Genomic DNA, 16,920 nt, shown 5'->3' with positions numbered 1-16,920 from the left:
ACATCAGCGGGGCTTTTTCTGGCGTTAGTCTGATCTTCCCCGCCGCCGTTCAGAGATTTCGCGGATCACCACCTTTGCCTCTGGTGTCGGTGCCTGCTCGACCCGGCGATAATCCGATCCATCCCGGTTCCGTGTCAGCAGCCCACAGGAGATCATGGTCCGGCGCAGGGTTGCAGGGTCATCAAAACAGTGTTCGGCATTGAGAAACGCGTTGACGTCACCCTCTTGCAGCACCGCAGCAGCCGGTACCGCAGACCAGAGCCCCCACAAGGACAAAGTCTGCACAGATCTTTTTGACGGCCATTGCCGAAGCCTGCCCTGCTCATCGAACAGGTGCAATGTACGCTCAACCGTACGCATGTCAGCAGCCAGTTGTTTCGGGCGGGCCTCAATCCGCCTGGCAGCGGCACTGGTGGCGCGCATATGTTGCACGTTCTGAAACCCGGCGGAACGGGCGACCATATTCATCAGGGTCAGGTGCGACGGGCTGGAGTCGCCAAGTTGTTGGGACAAGGTGCGCACGAATCCGGTCAGATCATCGGCGTGCAACGGTACAGGAGTTTTGCTCATCACAAATCCATATCGGGCGTTTTTCGCGATCGTTGGTCGCTGACTTGACGAAACAACGCCCGGATGGTTGCGATAGTTTCAAATTCACTGGCAGGTTTAGCACTCTGGGTAAGAGCAGCGACGCCTCGGTGTCTGCCGACCGTAACCAACGGCTAGCACAACACGGATCACCCGCCAAGAGGATAGAAAGATGGATCAGGCCGTGCTGCTGATCCGCCGTTCAGCCATCCAACCGTCGATCCGCGCGATCTGCTCGGCACTCATTCGCAGGCCCAGCTTGTTGCGCCGCCAGACGACATCTTCGGCGGTTCTGGCATATTCCTTGTCGATCAGCCACGCGACTTCCCGCGCGGTCAGTGTTGCGCCAAAATCCTCGCCCAGATCAGACAACTGCTGCGCATCCCCAAGGACATCTGCTGCTTCAGTTCCATAGGCCCTGATTAGGCGTGTAGCCCAGGCGGCACCCAGAAACGGATACGCGGCCAAAAGCTGATCAGTCAGGGCTTCAACAGCGTCAACCGGAAAGTCACCGCCCGGCAGCGCAACACCGGCGGTCCAGGGGCCCGGCATATTCGGAAAGAATTCACCAATCTTCTCCAGAGCACTTTCCGCGAGCCGTCGATAGGTGGTGATCTTGCCGCCAAACACGTTCAATACAGGCGCCCCACCCTGCGCATCGACTTTCAGCGTGTAGTCCCGCGTTGCAGCGGTGGCACTGCTGGCACCGTCGTCATAAAGCGGCCGCACACCGGAATAGGTCCACACAACATCTTCGCGGGTCACAGTGCGCTTGAAATACTTCGATGCGAAAGTGCACAGATACTCCTGCTCGGCCTCAGTACAGACGGGTTTCGTGTCAGGGTCCGGGTGATCCTGATCCGTTGTGCCGATCAGGGTAAAATCCTGCTCGTAAGGAATGGAGAAAATGATGCGGCCGTCTTCGCCCTGAAAAAAATAGCACTTGTCGTGGTCATACAGCCGGGGTGTCACAATATGGCTGCCCCGAACAAGCCGAACACCCTCGCGTGAGTTCACACGGATCTTGGACTGGATGATGTCCCCGACCCAAGGGCCACCTGCATTGATCAGCATTCTGGCCCGGACAAGACGGGTTTCGCCGCCGTCGCGATCGCGAATGGATACCTGCCAAAGGTCGTCCACCCGCTCGGCGGAAATCACTTCGGTTCGCACCATGATCTGCGCACCGCGCGCCTCGGCGTCGCGGGCATTCAGGACCACCAACCGCGAATCTTCGACCCAGCAGTCGGAATATTCATAAGCCGTTTCGAATTTGTCCTGTAGTGGGGCCCCTTCCGGAGCCGATCGCAGGTTCAGCGACGTGGTGCCCGGCAGAATTTTGCGACCACCCAGATTGTCATACATGAACAAACCCAACCGGATCAGCCAGGCCGGACGCCGCCCGCGCATCCACGGCATGACCGTGCTGAGCAGCCGTGAGGTCGGCGTTTCCGAGTCAAACCGCATGTCCTTATGGTATGGCAGCACGAAGCGCATCGGCCAGCTGATATGCGGCATCGCGCGCAACAGGGTTTCACGCTCGATCAGGGCCTCACGGACCAGACGGATTTCGAAATATTCCAGATAGCGCAACCCGCCATGAAACAATTTGGTCGAGGCTGATGACGTCGCTGAAGCCAGATCATTCATCTCTGCCAAAGCAACTGACAGCCCGCGGCCAGCAGCATCCCGTGCGATGCCGCAACCATTGATCCCGCCACCGATGATAAAAAGGTCCGTTATCTGAACGTCCGCTGACTGCATGCCAATGATTCCTTGTCAGGATGGATGATAGGCATTTGCCAGAACATCCTTCGTATGGTCAATGTTTATGTTCGACTTTTTTCGTTTTACAACACTGATCTGAAATTTTCGCATGCCGTTCTTGCAAAACCGGCCAGAAAGAACAAAAACGAAAAGAAACACTTCAAGTCTGGAAACACCCATGTCCCTGTCTTTCCGCCAATCTGACATTCTGGACATTGCCGGGGCCGAAGGCCGCGTCACCGTTGACGGGTTGGCCGAAAGATTTGGTGTCACGGTCCAGACGATCCGGCGCGACCTGACCGAGCTGGCCGAGGCAGGTAAACTGGATCGGGTGCATGGCGGCGCGGTTCTGCGCTCGGGCGTTTCCAACATCGGATATGAAGACCGCCGCGCCCTGAATTCCGACGCCAAAACCCGTATTGCACAGGCTTGCGCCACCGATATCCCCGACGGTGCGTCGATCTTCATGAACATCGGGACCTCAACCGAGGCCGTGGCGCGGCAATTGCTGCACCACAAGAACCTGATGGTTGTGACGAACAACATGAATGTCGCAAACATTCTGATTGAGAACCCGGATTGTGAGGTCGTCATGGCTGGAGGCGTCCTGCGGCGCACAGACGGCGGGTTGATCGGGACCCTGACTGTTTCGACCATTCGGCAATTCAAATTTGATCTTGCCGTGATCGGCTGTTCAGCTTTGGACACTGACGGAGATCTTCTGGACTTCGACTTTCAGGAGGTACAAGTCAGCCAGACCATCATTGCGCAGGCACGCCGAACTTTTCTGGTTGCCGACCATTCAAAGTTTCACCGCTCGGCCCCGGCGCGCATCACTTCCTTGGCTGAAATAGACGCGATCTACACTGATGCGCCGTTACCTGGCGATCTGCACCTGCGCAGTCAGGAATGGCAAACGGACATCGTACTGTGTAACTAGCGGACATTAAGAATAGTCTCAAAATTACCACGTCGCTTGCCAGATGCCACCCGGCCTGACACTATCGTCTGCATAAAGATATGTGCACGGGAGGGGAGCACCGGGCCATGATTGCGCTTTTATTTTCACTACTTACCGCCACGATGGGGCTCAACTATTTCAACATGACGAAGGCAGGCAATGCGCTGTTCTTTGTTACAATTGCCCTGAGTGTCTACTGGTTGAAATTCCACGCCACCAGTCAGCTGACAATTCAGCTTTGAGGGCCTCGTCATGACACCTGAACTGTCACGAACATTTAACGCGATCGGAATGTTGGCCGTCTGTCTCGTTCTGGCGCTGGCGTTTTTTTATCAACTTTTCCTTTACGAACTGCCTTGCCCGCTTTGCCTGTTGCAGCGTGTCGGCTTTGTTGCTGTCGGCGTCGGGCTGGGCTTGAACCTGCTGTATGGCGCGCGACCGCAGCACTATGCCATCATGCTGATTGCAGCTTTGTATGGCGGCAGTGTTTCGATCCGGCAAATCCTGTTGCACATTGTGCCGGGAACCGGCCACTATGGATCGCCCGTTCTTGGGCTGCATTATTACACTTGGGCGGGCATCGCCTTTTTCCTAGTCCTGCTGGGTACGTCGTTCATGCTGCTGTTTGATCGCCAATATGTCTCGGGCGCGACCAGCGAGGTACGATTTGGGGGAAACAAGCTGGCAAAAACCGCCTTCTTTGTCATGCTGGCACTGGCCGTGCTGAACGCCGGTTCAACTCTGCTGGAATGCGGACCGGGCATTTGTGATGACCCGCCCACCGACTACAAGTTGATTGACGAACTGAAAGCGAATGACTGAGGATACCCTAACCTTCCCCTGATGGAGGCACACGCATGGGACTACTGGGCCAGCCGCTGGGCTATTATGACTATCTGACATTGGCCGCGCTGATCCTGCTGCTTGCAGCAGTTATGGCGCTGTTCCTTTTCATTATGGGCCTTCCGGGGCGGATCGCGATCAAACGCAATCATCCCCACGCCGAAGCTGTAAAGATCATGGGATGGATGGGGTTCTTGGCTGTCGTGCCCTGGGTACACGCCTTCATGTGGGCTTTTCACGATGGCGTCACGGTCGATATTCGCCGCGGCCCGGACGAGGAAAAAGATGCCATTCGCGATGAAATCAAACGCTTGGGCGGCAAGGTCAAACCCGAATACCAGAATCGTCTGGACACAGACGACACACAACCCAGTTAAGACCGAAGGACCCTAATACCTATGTTCGTCGCCCTCGGCATCACTCTGTTCTACATCATTTTCGTCTGGCTCATTTTCTTCAAGCTGGAATGGCTGAAGTTTAACATTGCCTGGGGCATTGTTTCGTTCTGGGTGGGCGCACATCTGCTGCTGATCTTCCTTGTGGCGTTGCGCTTCTTTCAGCCGTTTTCGGCAGACAGCCACGTGGTGCGTTCGACCATACAGATCATCCCAAAGCTGACACAGCCGACGATCCTGTCCGAGGTTCTTGTTGAACCGAACACACCGGTCACAAAGGGCGATCCGCTTTATCGGTTCGACGATACGGTGTTTTCGCTGGCGGTCGATAATGCACAGGCCCAGTTGGTGGCGGCAGCGCAGAATGCCAAAATCCTTGAACAGGATGTTATCGCGTCGACCGAAGCTGTCGAACGGGCCAATGCACAACTGGCTTATGCGCAAACCCAACAGGCGCGGTATGAGAACCTTGTTCCCGCCGGAGGTGCCCGTCAGGACGACCTCGACCGTTGGAACGAACAGGTGACGGAAGATCAGGCCGCCGTTAAACAGGCCGAGGCGAACCTGGCCAAGGCTCAGCTGGCGCTGGAATCGCAGATTGACGGCGTGAACACCGGCATCCTTCAGGCGCAGGCGCAATTGGCCGAAGCCGAATATTTTCTGGAAAACACAACAATCTATGCGCCTGAAAATGGCATGATCGTCTCACAGCAGGCTCGCCCCGGATTGGTAGTCGGTGACGTCCGATTGGGTGCGATTGCCAGCTTTGTGACTGATGAAAGCCCTTATATCCTTGCCACGTTCCGCCAGCAGAACCTGAAATTTGTCGAGCCGGGGCAAGAGGTCGAAGTTGCACTTGATCTTTATCCCGGTGAAATCCTGACGGGCAAGGTCGAAGCGATCTGGTGGGCCACCCGGCAGGGGCAACTCATCCCGTCGGGCCGCCTGCCCGGTTTCGAGCTGCCCAAACTGCCCGGTCGGATTGCGGTCCAGATCACCGTCGATGTTCCGGAAGACCACATTTTCCCAGCAGGTGGTCATGCCGCAGTGGCGATCTATACAGGCCAAGGCAAAAGTTTTGAGTTTCTGAGGCGTATCAACATCCGTCTCTATTCCTTCGCCAACTTCATCCGACCTCTGGATATCTGAGGATGCGCGCCATGACACTCCGCAGGTTGTTGGGAACCGCCATTTGTGCCGCCACTCTCGCGGCCTGCACACCCGTTGGGCCGGATTTCGTGCGCCCCAACTCACCGGTCGTGAAACAGTGGATTGAGGTCAACAACCCCAGCGCCGGTCAAAGCGGGCTGACGTCGCGCAGTGCGCCTGTCGTGAAATGGTGGCAAACATTCAATGATCCTACCCTCAACAAACTGATTGCCGAGGCCTACGCCCAGAACCTGACACTTCAGGTCGCTGGCGCGCGGGTTTTGCAGGCCCGTGCACAACTGGGTATCGCCTTTGGCGAGCTTTACCCGCAGTCGCAGGCCATTGGCGGCTCGCTTGAACGGCGCCAGATCAGCGACAATCTGGGGCCGATTTCGGATGTCAATCGCGTCATCCCGCTGGATACCGAATTCTCGACCTCGCAAGTCGGCTTCGATGCCCAGTGGGAGTTGGACGTCTGGGGCGCGCAGCGGCGCGGCGTTCAGGCCGCGCGATCCAATCTGGCCCTGCAAGTGGCGAATTACGACGACGCGTTGGTGACGCTGACCGGGGATGTCGCCGCGCTTTACGTCAATATCCGGGCGTTGCAAGAGACGCTGGCAATTGCGCGTGAGAACATCAAATTGCAGCAAGATTCGGCAGACCTGACTCAGCTGCGGTTTAACAATGGCGTCACCACGGAACTGGACGTGCAGGAATCCACCGCCCTGCTGAACAACACTAAGGCGCTGGTACCCGAACTGGAAAGCGACTTGCAACAGACCAAGAACGCGCTTGCGGTGTTGTTGGGCACGACACCTTCACGCATGACCGGTCTGTTGGGCAATTCCGGCCACATTCCATCGGCCCGAGCAAATGTGGCAGTGGGCGTTCCCGCTGAATTGCTACGCCGCCGCCCGGATGTGCGCGCGGCTGAACTGGCGGCAGCCACGCAATCGGCACAAGTGGGCATCGCGATGGCGGACCTGTATCCCCAATTCATCCTGTCTGGCGCGATCGGGCTGCAGGCATCCGGCGGGCGCGATCTGTTCAGCGGTGGCAGCACAACCGGTCTGGCCAGTGCCGGTGTGGTCTGGAATGTGCTGAACTATGGCCGCATCAAGAACAATGTTCGCGCGCAGGACGCCGCTTATCAGGCGCTGATTGCGAATTATCAGAACACTGTGCTGACCGCTTATTCCGAAGTTGAAAGTGCCATGGTCGCTTATGCGCAGGCACGTAAGCAGGTCGGGTTCTATCAACAAAGTGTCGAGGCCTCACGCAAAGCTGCCGAAATCGCCGTCAGCCAGTATACAGACGGCATTGCCGATTATTCGCGCGTGCTGAACACCCAGACCGCGCTATTGCGGTCGCAGGCCAATCTGATCGAGGCACGGCAGCAGGTATCCAGCAATCTGGTGGCGGTTTACAAGGGCCTGGGCGGCGGATGGCAGATCCGGCAAAACCAGGAATTCCTGCCCGAAACCGTTCTGGCCGAGATGGCCTATCGCACGGACTGGGGCGATCTGCTGCAGAAAACCCCAACCCGCGCAAGCCTGAATTAAGTGCTACTTGGTTAACCCGCGCAATCCGCCCGAGATCAGGATATTGACCTCATACAGAATGCGGGGCGCGGCCAGCCCGCCGGGGCTGGCCAGATAATTCGGGCTCCATTCCGGATCGAACTTCTGCTTGAACGCGCGCAGGCCTTCAAAATGGTAGAATTGCTCGCCATGTTCGTAAACGAACCCACCGATGCGGTTCCAAAGCGAAGCAAGCTGACGGTTTTCGATCCCTGAAAACGGTGCGGCACCCAGTGAAAACCAGTGAAACCCTTGCTGCGCGCCCCAATCCATCATGTCGGCGAAAAGAGCGTCCATAACGAAACTTGGGCTATCGGGTTCATAGCGCATAAGATCCAGCGACAGCTCCGACTTGTTCCCCCCTTGGAACAGATTGGCAAAGGCCATGATCTTGCCGGTGTTGCCATCACGCAGGATAGCATGATCGAAATAGGACAGGTATTCATCATCAAATCCCCCCAGCGCAAAGCCCTTTTCTGCACCGGCCTTTTGCGCAAGCCAGCGGTCTGAAATCCCACGCAAGTCTGACAACAGAGGCGCCAGTTCTTCCTTCGGAACGATCTCGAACACATATCCTTCGCGTTCAGCACGGTTCTTGGCTTGCCGGAACCGCTTGCGCGACTTTCCGTCCAGCGAGAAATCGTGCAAAGAAACCCGCGCAACCTCGCCAATTTTCAGGATCGACAGTCCAAGATCCAGAAAAGTTGGCAGATATTTGGTCGAGACACTGTAGAACGCGCAAAGTTTACCTTCGCGATCCGCCATTTCCCGAAGCTGCCAAATCAGTTGCTGCCCGGCACCCTCGTCACCAACCGGTTCTCCTTTCGAAATCAGCGCATTGCCTGTGTCGGCGTAGGCAATAAACGCGGTCTCATCCGGTGAGATCAGGAATTGCTTGTCACCGGTAAGCGAGATTTGGGATTCCGAATCCTCACTCTCCATCACTAGCCGCTCGACAACCTCTGGGATTTCAACCCGCTGTGGTGTCGGAATCTCACGCCCGAACAGAGAGTTCATGGCAACAATGCCCACGATCACGGCCACGACAAGGCTGGACCGCAGAAAGCGCGAGGCGTCACCGTTCCAAGCAAACTGCCACCACAGATCATTTTGGTATTCGACATGCGAATATGCAAACAGCCCGATCCAGAAAATCACCGCCAGCAGAACTACGACACTGATCAGCCATGGGATGTTCAACCGAAATATCGACGCGCCACTGACCCGGTAGAACGCACCGCGAAACATGGCCAGCAGACCAATCGTTCCCAGCATCGAAAGCGCTTCGTGGATGTCGAGCCCCTTTGCAAGCGAAGCAAAGAATCCCGCCCCCATCAACACCATCGCAACGACCCATGCCCTGTAGAGCTTGCGGAACAACCCGCGCGAGACCAGCAATAGCAATACGCCTACGACGCTGCCTGCAAGATGCGAAGCCTCGACAAATGACAGGGGCAGCAGATCTTTCAGCGTGCCGAGCTTTTGCGCCCCCGCTGGCAGCGCGCCCGACACCAGCAAGATCACCCCGGCCACTGCGGCAACCCCGGCCGCGACCATTGGAACCATGGGGCGGATCACACGATAGACCCAAACCGCGGCACCGCCGATCATGTGTCTTTGGGTCAAGACCGATGCAACGGCAATGGAAAGGCTGGCGACTGCAAATGGCAAAAAAGTGTAAACCACCCGGTAAAGCAGCAACGCAGCAATCACATCCGAACGACCCGACGCCCCCAGACCGGCAATCAATGTCGCCTCAAACACGCCGATCCCGCCCGGCGCATGGCTCAGGATTCCAACGGCAATGGCAGCGATATAGATGGTGAAGAAATACGGGTACCCGACCCCCAAATCATCCGGCATCAGTACGTAAAGCGCCATTGATGCGCCAAACAGGTCGCCAATGGCAGCCAACGTCAGCAGGCCCGCCAGTTTGCCTCCGGGCAAATCGAAACCGACACCTGCAACAGCCAACCGTCGGCCACCGCTGGACAGCCAAATGAACATCGCGACAAATGCAACCAGCAAGCACAATCCTATGGTGGTTTCGACCGTTTCGCTGACGGGCATCACCTTGGATATTCCATCCGGGTGCAGGGTCAGCAACAGGCCCAAAATCAGGATCAGACCCATCCAGAACGCCACCCATGAGGTTGCGATTACACCAGCCACCCGGCCAAGATCCAAGCCAAGCGACGCGTATATCCGATACCGGATTGCGGTTCCTGTGATATAGGAAAATCCAAGGCAGTTCGACACCGCGTATCCACTGGCTCCGGCCATCCCCGCCACAGGTAACGGCACCTTGCCATCCGCCACGCTTTGTACCGCGAACACATCATAGAGCGACAGCGACAAAAAGCTGAACGCTGTCCAGCACATCGCAAAAAACATCAACTTCCATGATGTCGCCGAAATATCTGTCTGGACATCCGACCATTTCACATGGGCCAACAGATCGTGCAAAACCGAAAGGGCAATCCCGGTAATAACGACCGGTATCGCGATGCGCAGCCAGGGTTTCTCCAGTAGACCAGCAAGACGTTCGGCCCACTTTTCGGCCAAAGGTTCGTCACCATTATCAGATGTGGTCATGCCGCAAGCCTTCCGGAAATACTGAACCCTTAATCAGCAAGCGGCCTACCTGAGGGTAAGCCGCACCCTGTCTACTCACGAACTCTGGCACAATTCGCATTTATCTCAAAGCACTAGAGCCGCCCCTTGCGCGTTGACAGCAGCAGGTTCGTTTCCGAACGTGTAACGCCGTCGATCCTGCGAATATGAAACAGAACCTCGTCCAGCTCGGCCAGAGTTTCCGTACTGATTTCGGCAATCAAATCCCAACTGCCGTTGGTCGAATGGACCGCCGTGACCTGCCGCATAGCCCCGATCCGGGACATCACGCGCTCGGTACCGCGCCCCTCGATTTCTAGCATCATCAGCCCACGCACAGGGCTTTGTGCCAGATCCCGACGCGTCAACACAGTAAAACCGACGATCTCACCAGATTGCTTGAGCCGTTGCAAACGGCTGCGCACCGTAGTGCGGGTTACGCCCAGCGTTTCCGACAGCTCTGACAGGCTGGCGCGCGCGTCACGCTGCAATGCGCCCAGCAGACGACTATCCAATTCGTCCATATCACTTTCTCACTAAGGAGTTTCCTGAACCATTTTGAGCATTTTGCGCTCTTCACGCAAGACACAGTGACGGCCTAAATGGACCACATGGAACGCAATAACATCATTTTAGTCGGCGCGCCGATGGACGCCGGAAAACGGCGTCAGGGTTGCCGAATGGGTCCTGACGCATATCGCGTGGCCGGGCTGGATCAGGCCTTGACCGATCTTGGTCACTCCGTTTGCGATTGGGGCGACGTGCAACCTGAAGAAACCGGCGTGCCCGAACATCCGCACCTGTTCGCGCTGCCCGAATGCATCGGTTGGACGCAAGCGCTGAGCAAGGTCGCGCTAAAAGCGGCTGATCGGGGCATTCCGATCTTCATGGGCGGCGATCACGCGTTGTCCATGGGAACCGTGACCGGGATGGCCGCTTATGCTGCAAAGATTGACCGCCCGCTGTTCGTTCTGTGGCTGGATGCCCATAGTGACTTTCACACCCCCGACAGCACAGACAGCGGCAACCTGCATGGCACACCCGTCGCCTATTTTACAGGAAGGCCGGGGTTCGAGGCATTTCCTTCCTTACCTGCCATCGTGCCAACGGACCGCGTCGGCATGATCGGCCTACGCTCTGTCGACCCGGCAGAACGTTCGGCGCTGGAACAAAACCGGGCCATGCTGGCCGACATGCGCAGCATTGACGAACATGGGATCAAGGCCCCGTTGCTGGCGTTTCTGGACCGCGTCAAAGTTGAAAACGCCCTTCTCCACGTTTCGTTGGATGTTGATTTCCTGGACCCGGCCATCGCCCCTGCCGTCGGCACCACTGTTCCCGGCGGTGCGACCGAGCGCGAGGCTCATCTGGTCATGGAACTGCTGCATGAAAGCGGACTGGTCAGTTCGCTGGATCTTGTCGAACTGAACCCGTTTCTGGATGAACGTGGCCGCACTGCAAAACTGATGGTCGATCTGGCCGCCTCACTTATGGGCCGTCGCGTCTTTGACCGCCCCACCCGGAGTTTCTGATGCTATCGCTACAAGCACCGTCTGCAGCAGTAATGATCCGGCCACATGCCTTTGCCTCCAACCCGGAAACACGCGATGACAATGCGTTTCAAACGCTGAGTATCACGTCGGCCGCAGCCACGTCGGAAGCTGCGAGAGATGAACATGACCAGGCAGTTCAACGCCTGCGCGACACAGGAATCACTGTTCACGTTTTTGATGATTTTGGCGATCTCGACACACCCGACAGCGTTTTCCCAAACAATTGGTTTTCCACACATCCTGGTGGTCACATAGCAGTTTACCCGATGTTCGTGCCGTCTCGCCGACGCGAGCGGCGAACCGATGTCATCGAACTGCTCAAACATGAGTATCGCGTGCAGGATGTCATAGACTATTCCGGGCTGGAACAAGACAACCTTGCGCTGGAAGGGACAGGTGCGATGGTGTTGGACCACATTGCCCGCATCGCGTATACAGTCACCTCCAATCGCGCCGACCCGGTCTTGCTGGAGCGGTTCTGCACTCATTTCAACTATGAACCAATTGCCTTTCAGGCCCGCGACGCAAAAGGCAGGGACGTTTATCATACCAACGTATTGATGGGGATCGGCACTCATTACGCGTTAATCTGCCTCGACATGATATCGGACCCCGACCGTCGCTTGACCATTCGCAATCGGTTAGAGGAATCCGGTCGAACCGTGATTGATCTGACTCATGACCAAATCGCCGAATTTGCGGGGAATGCAATTGAGTTGAAGGGACGCGATGGATTGGTGCTGGCATTGTCGAGCCGAGCGTTAGGCGCCCTCACCCCTGATCAAATCAAAATAATCCAAGCCAGTGCAACGCCTTTGCCACTGTCCGTCCCAACAATCGAAACTGCTGGTGGGTCAGTACGCTGCATGATTGCAGGCGTCCACCTTGCCCGCCGATAGGAGAGTACGATGCAACCTTCTGACAAGGCACTCGTGCCTTTTGTGTCCGTCGACAACATGATGCGTTTGATCCACCACATTGGCGTCGAACAGATGATCGTTCAGATCGCCGATCAAATCGAATCCGATTTCAAACGGTGGGAAAGCTTTGACAAGACCCCGCGTATCCCGGCGCATTCTCCGCACGGTGTGATTGAACTGATGCCCACCTCGGATGGTGAGGCATATGGGTTCAAATACGTGAACGGTCATCCCAAAAACACCTCCGAGGGTCTGCAAACTGTGACCGCATTCGGATTGCTGGCGGATGTTTACACCGGATATCCCACTCTGCTGACCGAAATGACGATGCTGACGGCGTTGCGCACGGCGGCAACGTCGGCTCTGGTCGGACGCTATCTTGCCCCGAAGAATGCCACAACCATGGCCATGATCGGCAATGGGGCGCAGTCCGAGTTCCAATGCCTCGCTTTCAAGGCAATGTGCGGGATCGACACTGTGCGGCTTTACGATATCGATCCCGGTGCAACAGCGAAATGCGCCGCAAACCTACAAGGCAAGGGCCTGACGGTCGTCCCATGCAAGACGCCGGAAGATGCTATTGAAGGCGCTCAGATCATCACCACCTGCACGGCAGACAAGAAAAACGCCACCATCCTCACCGACAACATGGTCGGTCCCGGCGTCCACATCAACGCCATCGGTGGCGATTGCCCCGGCAAGACAGAATTGCATCGCGACATCTTGCTGCGCTCAGACATTTTCGTCGAATATCCCGAGCAAACCCGGATCGAGGGCGAGATTCAGGCGCTGGATGCTGATCATCCCGTGACCGAGATGTGGCAGGTCATGACCGGTGCTGCCAAAGGGCGCACAGACAACCGCCAAATCACCCTGTTCGACAGCGTTGGCTTCGCGATTGAAGATTTCTCAGCCCTGCGTTATGTCAAGCAGGCGATCGAAGGCACCGCATTCTTTGAACCTCTGGACATGCTGGCAGACCCGGACGATCCGCGCGACCTGTTCGGAATGCTGATGCGGGCCGGTTAGGCGCACCTAAGGGGGCTCTGCCCCCGTCGCCCGTGCCGGGCGCCTCCCCCGGGATATTTATTGGCCAGATGAAGCAGGGGATCCGTTCTTCATCTGGCTTTAAATATCCCGGAGCGCGAGGCAGAGCCTCGCATCCCACCTAACCCGCAAGCGATGGCAGGTAGAGTACAATACCAGGGAACGCCACAAGCATTGCTATGGTCAGGGCGTCGGCCACGAAAAACGGCGTCACACCTCTGAAGACATCCTGAACACTCAAGTCCGGACGCACCCCGGCGACGACAAAGCAATTCAATCCAATTGGCGGTGTAATCAGGCAGAATTCGGCCATTTTGACTACCAGAATTCCGAACCAGATCGCGCACATCGGGCCGGACATGCCAAACGCACTGTCTGCGGCACTGACAGATTCACCACCGTTCAGCGCCATAACCGCCGGATAAACAACAGGTAAGGTCAAGAGCAGCATTCCAATCGCATCCATGAACATGCCCAACACGGCGTAGGCAAGAAGAATACAGATCAGGATCAACATGGGCGACATCTCGAGCCCGGTTATCCAGTCAGAAAAGGCGCCGGGAAGGTCTGCAAATCCTAGAAACCGCACATAGATCAGAACGCCCCAGATGATCGAAAAGATCATCGCGGTAAGCTTGGCCGTTTCCAGCAGCGCGGATTTGAATTCACTCCACCGCATCCCGTGGAACAGGGCGAAGCAGAAGACGATGAAGGCGCCGATTGCACCGCCTTCCGTCGGTGTGCCCCACGCTTTTTCACCAAACGGGTTATAGACAAAGCAGATGATGATCAGGATGACGGCGACAATAGGAATGGCTCCGGGAAGGGCCGAAAAGCGCTGTTTCCATGTAAAGCCTGTGACCGGAGGACCGACGGACTTAAAGATCACAGCGATCCCGACAATCAGCACGGCATAGATGATCGCTGAAAAAGCACCCGGAATGAACCCCGCCAGAAGTAGCTTCCCGACATCCTGCTCGACGATGATCGCGTAGATCACCAGTATGGCCGATGGTGGGATCAACGAGGCCAGCGTTCCTCCGGCGGCCACCACACCAGCAGCAAAGCGTTTGTTGTAGCCGACCTTTAGCATTTCCGGGATCGCGATGCGGGCAAAGACGGCAGAGGTGGCGACCGAGGCACCCGAAACCGCGGCGAAACCGGCGGTGGCAAAAACAGTTGAAACCGCCAACCCTCCAGGAACCCAGGCGACCCAGCGTTTGGCAGCTTCAAACAACGCCCGCGTGAGCCCTGCGTAATAGGCCAGATACCCGATCAGGATAAAGGTCGGGATCAGGCTGAGGGTGTGAGAGGCAACTTTGGAATGCGGCACTTGCCCGGCGGTTTTGACCGCAACTGTCAGCGCCTTTCCAAACCGCGCAGGATCATACCCAAACTTGGCCCAAAAAATCCAAACCAGCCCGATAAGCCCGGCCAAGCCCGCAGCGAACGCCACGCGCATGCCGACCACGACAAAGACCAGAAGCCCGCCCGTGACCCAGAGGCCAATTTCAATCGTGTCCATAAATCAGTCCTGCCCTTCGAACTGTTCGGCCTCAGCCGCTGCTTGTGCTGCCGCGTCCTGTATCAACGGAACGGCCACCGGAGCTTCCAGTCCCAGCCATAATGCGCGGCCATAGCCCCAAGCCTGCAAAACAAGCCGCAGGCACAGTACGGAAAACGCGATGGGGGCCAGTAGTTTCGCGGGCCACAATGGAATTCCGATATCAATGGAACTGTCGCGGCTCCACAATGGTGCGCCCAAGTCAAAGGAGCGGTCGAAGTGAGACCAACTGCCCCAAACCAGTGCAAGCATCAGAAGCAGGATCAAAACCACCGAGACCAGTTCGAACAGCCACAACCCCCTGCCGTGAAGGCGCGATAGAACGATGTCCATGCGGATGTGGCCGCCATCGCGCTGAACATATGAAATGCCCAGAAATGCGATCAGTGGCATCGCCTGTTCGATCCAGTCAACATATCCTGGCAATGGGGCATTCAGGGCATTGCGCCCACTGACCGAAATAACGGCCAGCACCATCAAGCCAAATACTGCGAAACCGCTGATGAGCGCCAGAAAACGCTCCAGTTTCAACAACTTCTGATCCAGCTGGCTCAGACGGCTTCCGTCCACCAGCACTGTGGCCTGTCCTGCCATTCCGGTGTTCCCCAATATTTGTGTACCGGGTGCCCGTTGGGCACCCGGGTTTAGGATCAGTTGCCGCCGCGCTGTTGGGTCAGCGTCGCCTGAACGAGATCATAAAGATCCTGCGCTGGCAGTCCCTGTTCCGTCATTTCCGCGATCCACTTTTCACGGATCGGGTCGGCTGCCTTGGTGCGGAATTCTGCGATCACGGCATCATCGATCATGACTTTCTGGACACCCTTTTCTTGCAGAACACTGTCCCATTGCTCGAGCAATCCGTCGTAATTTGTCAGGTAATGGTCAATCGCCTCATCAATCGAGTTGTCCAGCGCTTCGCGATGCGCGGCTGGCAGGGCCTCATAGGCGTCAATGTTGACCACAACTGGGCAGTTTACCGTTCCTGGGTTCAGGTTTGCCGTCCACCAGTCGGCTTCGTTGATCGTCCCGAAAGACAGATGTGCGTGCTGGGCAAAGGCTACAGTGTCGACGACACCTGATTCCATGGCGTTGAACGCTTCGGTTGCGGGGACCGATGTCGGAACACCTCCGACCGCCTCAAAGGCTTGCCCCAAACCGCCAGTTGCACGGACCCGCATTCCTTCAAAATCGGCCAGTTCATCGCGTGGCTCGCCGGTACCGACCAAGTTATACTGCGGCATCGGCGAGGTCATGATGATGCGGGCGTTCCATTGGGCCATCTCATCTTTGACTGCGGGATGGTCATATACCGCATGGCTTATCGCCACCTCCTCCTGCAGGTTGTTCACGCCAAGGAAGGGCAGCTCCAGTACAGTAATCGCGCGGTTTTTGTCGCGGTGGTAACCTGCGCAGAACTGAGCCATCTCGAAGGCGCCGATTTCAATACCGTCCAAGTTCTCGCGCGGCTTGGATAGTCCGCCATAGCTGACATTGATGGTGAATTCACCGCCGGTTTTTTCGCTGACAAGCTCGGCCAGTTTTTCAACATGCTCGGTGAAGGCACGACGTTTGCCCCAGACTGATGCGTTCCATTCAGTTGCAAAGGCTTCACCGACAAAAGCAAAGCTCAGGGCGGCGACGGCCGCGCCGCTCAACATCTTTTTCATCATTTGATCTCCCATTGCTGCGCCTCCTCCCGAGGCGCTTGAGGATCAAGCTAGCGCCAACATTCTACTGTGCCAACCCTGCCTTGGCTTTCCGCTGGTATCAGAAGAAGTTCCCGCTTGGATTGCGCATGCAGGAAAACCAGGTGTTCGTGGACTGACCCCCGCTTGTGTCAAGCAATGCAAGCAGGACATGTGTTACACCTATCCATTTACTTTAAAAAGATTTTTACAAAATTTACGCGTTTTCTTTACTGGATGTGGCCGTGGTTAGAA

16 protein-coding genes are annotated in these 16,920 nt (G+C 56.6%); 9 read left to right on the top strand and 7 right to left on the bottom strand.

All coding sequences use genetic code 11. The features are described from left to right. Positions 1-24 precede the first annotated feature (24 nt). A complete protein-coding gene (locus AC2FLU_RS07045; RefSeq protein ID WP_480553305.1) occupies positions 25-570 on the bottom strand; it encodes a DUF2087 domain-containing protein in 546 nt (181 codons plus the stop codon). 195 nt (positions 571-765) lie between these two features. Next, the gene (glpD, locus tag AC2FLU_RS07040; protein WP_496808575.1) at positions 766-2,352 is read right to left on the bottom strand and encodes a glycerol-3-phosphate dehydrogenase; all 1,587 of its coding nucleotides are present in this window, start codon (positions 2,350-2,352) and stop codon (positions 766-768) included. Positions 2,353-2,533: 181 nt separating this feature from the next. On the opposite strand from glpD, the gene AC2FLU_RS07035 reads away from it, so the two are divergent. From AC2FLU_RS07035 to AC2FLU_RS07010, 6 genes are all read left to right on the top strand, one after another. Beyond that, complete coding sequence (locus tag AC2FLU_RS07035; RefSeq protein WP_480493353.1) at positions 2,534-3,295, top strand: DeoR/GlpR family DNA-binding transcription regulator; 762 nt, start codon at positions 2,534-2,536, stop codon at positions 3,293-3,295. Between the two features lie 107 nt (positions 3,296-3,402). Beyond that, a complete protein-coding gene (locus AC2FLU_RS07030; RefSeq protein ID WP_496808576.1) occupies positions 3,403-3,558 on the top strand; it encodes a DUF5993 family protein in 156 nt (51 codons plus the stop codon). 10 nt (positions 3,559-3,568) lie between these two features. Beyond that, on the top strand, positions 3,569-4,138 hold the full coding sequence (locus AC2FLU_RS07025) for a disulfide bond formation protein B (protein WP_480516744.1): 570 nt from the start codon (positions 3,569-3,571) through the stop codon (positions 4,136-4,138). A gap of 35 nt (positions 4,139-4,173) precedes the next feature. Further along, positions 4,174-4,536 (top strand): DUF3302 domain-containing protein, encoded by a 363-nt coding sequence (locus AC2FLU_RS07020; RefSeq protein ID WP_480493356.1) that lies wholly within the window; start codon positions 4,174-4,176, stop codon positions 4,534-4,536. 21 nt (positions 4,537-4,557) lie between these two features. Further along, complete coding sequence (locus AC2FLU_RS07015; RefSeq protein ID WP_480493357.1) at positions 4,558-5,703, top strand: HlyD family secretion protein; 1,146 nt, start codon at positions 4,558-4,560, stop codon at positions 5,701-5,703. 11 nt (positions 5,704-5,714) lie between these two features. After that, positions 5,715-7,265: an efflux transporter outer membrane subunit gene (locus AC2FLU_RS07010; protein ID WP_480472349.1), complete on the top strand. Its 1,551-nt coding sequence runs from the start codon at positions 5,715-5,717 to the stop codon at positions 7,263-7,265. Between the two features lie 3 nt (positions 7,266-7,268). On the opposite strand, the gene mprF is transcribed toward AC2FLU_RS07010, so the two are convergent. After that, on the bottom strand, positions 7,269-9,878 hold the full coding sequence (mprF, locus tag AC2FLU_RS07005) for a bifunctional lysylphosphatidylglycerol flippase/synthetase MprF (protein ID WP_496808577.1): 2,610 nt from the start codon (positions 9,876-9,878) through the stop codon (positions 7,269-7,271). A gap of 113 nt (positions 9,879-9,991) precedes the next feature. Further along, positions 9,992-10,420: an Lrp/AsnC family transcriptional regulator gene (locus AC2FLU_RS07000; RefSeq protein WP_480472343.1), complete on the bottom strand. Its 429-nt coding sequence runs from the start codon at positions 10,418-10,420 to the stop codon at positions 9,992-9,994. An 87-nt stretch (positions 10,421-10,507) separates the two neighbouring features. Here AC2FLU_RS07000 and rocF point away from each other — a divergent pair, with 87 nt between their 5' ends. From rocF to ocd, 3 genes are read left to right on the top strand one after another with little or no spacing between them, the layout of a single operon-like run. Beyond that, entirely contained in the window at positions 10,508-11,428 is a 921-nt protein-coding gene (gene rocF / locus AC2FLU_RS06995) for an arginase (protein WP_496808578.1), read from the top strand. Next, the gene (ctlX, locus tag AC2FLU_RS06990) at positions 11,428-12,348 is read left to right on the top strand and encodes a citrulline utilization hydrolase CtlX (RefSeq protein WP_480472341.1); all 921 of its coding nucleotides are present in this window, start codon (positions 11,428-11,430) and stop codon (positions 12,346-12,348) included. The genes rocF and ctlX overlap by 1 nt, the downstream gene beginning before the upstream one ends. A 9-nt stretch (positions 12,349-12,357) precedes the next feature. Further along, the gene (gene ocd / locus AC2FLU_RS06985) at positions 12,358-13,398 is read left to right on the top strand and encodes an ornithine cyclodeaminase (RefSeq protein WP_480604273.1); all 1,041 of its coding nucleotides are present in this window, start codon (positions 12,358-12,360) and stop codon (positions 13,396-13,398) included. A 139-nt stretch (positions 13,399-13,537) separates the two neighbouring features. Here ocd and AC2FLU_RS06980 read toward each other — a convergent pair whose 3' ends face one another. The 3 genes from AC2FLU_RS06980 to AC2FLU_RS06970 are packed head-to-tail and all read right to left on the bottom strand — an operon-like array spanning position 13,538 to position 16,647. After that, positions 13,538-14,941: a TRAP transporter large permease gene (locus AC2FLU_RS06980; RefSeq protein ID WP_480553294.1), complete on the bottom strand. Its 1,404-nt coding sequence runs from the start codon at positions 14,939-14,941 to the stop codon at positions 13,538-13,540. A 3-nt stretch (positions 14,942-14,944) separates the two neighbouring features. Further along, positions 14,945-15,574, bottom strand: a complete 630-nt coding sequence (locus AC2FLU_RS06975) for a TRAP transporter small permease subunit (RefSeq protein ID WP_496808579.1) — start codon at positions 15,572-15,574, stop codon at positions 14,945-14,947. Positions 15,575-15,630: 56 nt separating this feature from the next. Further along, positions 15,631-16,647: a C4-dicarboxylate TRAP transporter substrate-binding protein gene (locus tag AC2FLU_RS06970; protein WP_496808625.1), complete on the bottom strand. Its 1,017-nt coding sequence runs from the start codon at positions 16,645-16,647 to the stop codon at positions 15,631-15,633. Positions 16,648-16,920: the final 273 nt, after the last annotated feature.

This window comes from Ruegeria sp. SAZD013 (assembly GCF_059612525.1).
Note: the sequence above shows the minus strand (reverse complement) of the source record. Positions and strands in the feature narration are given on the sequence as shown.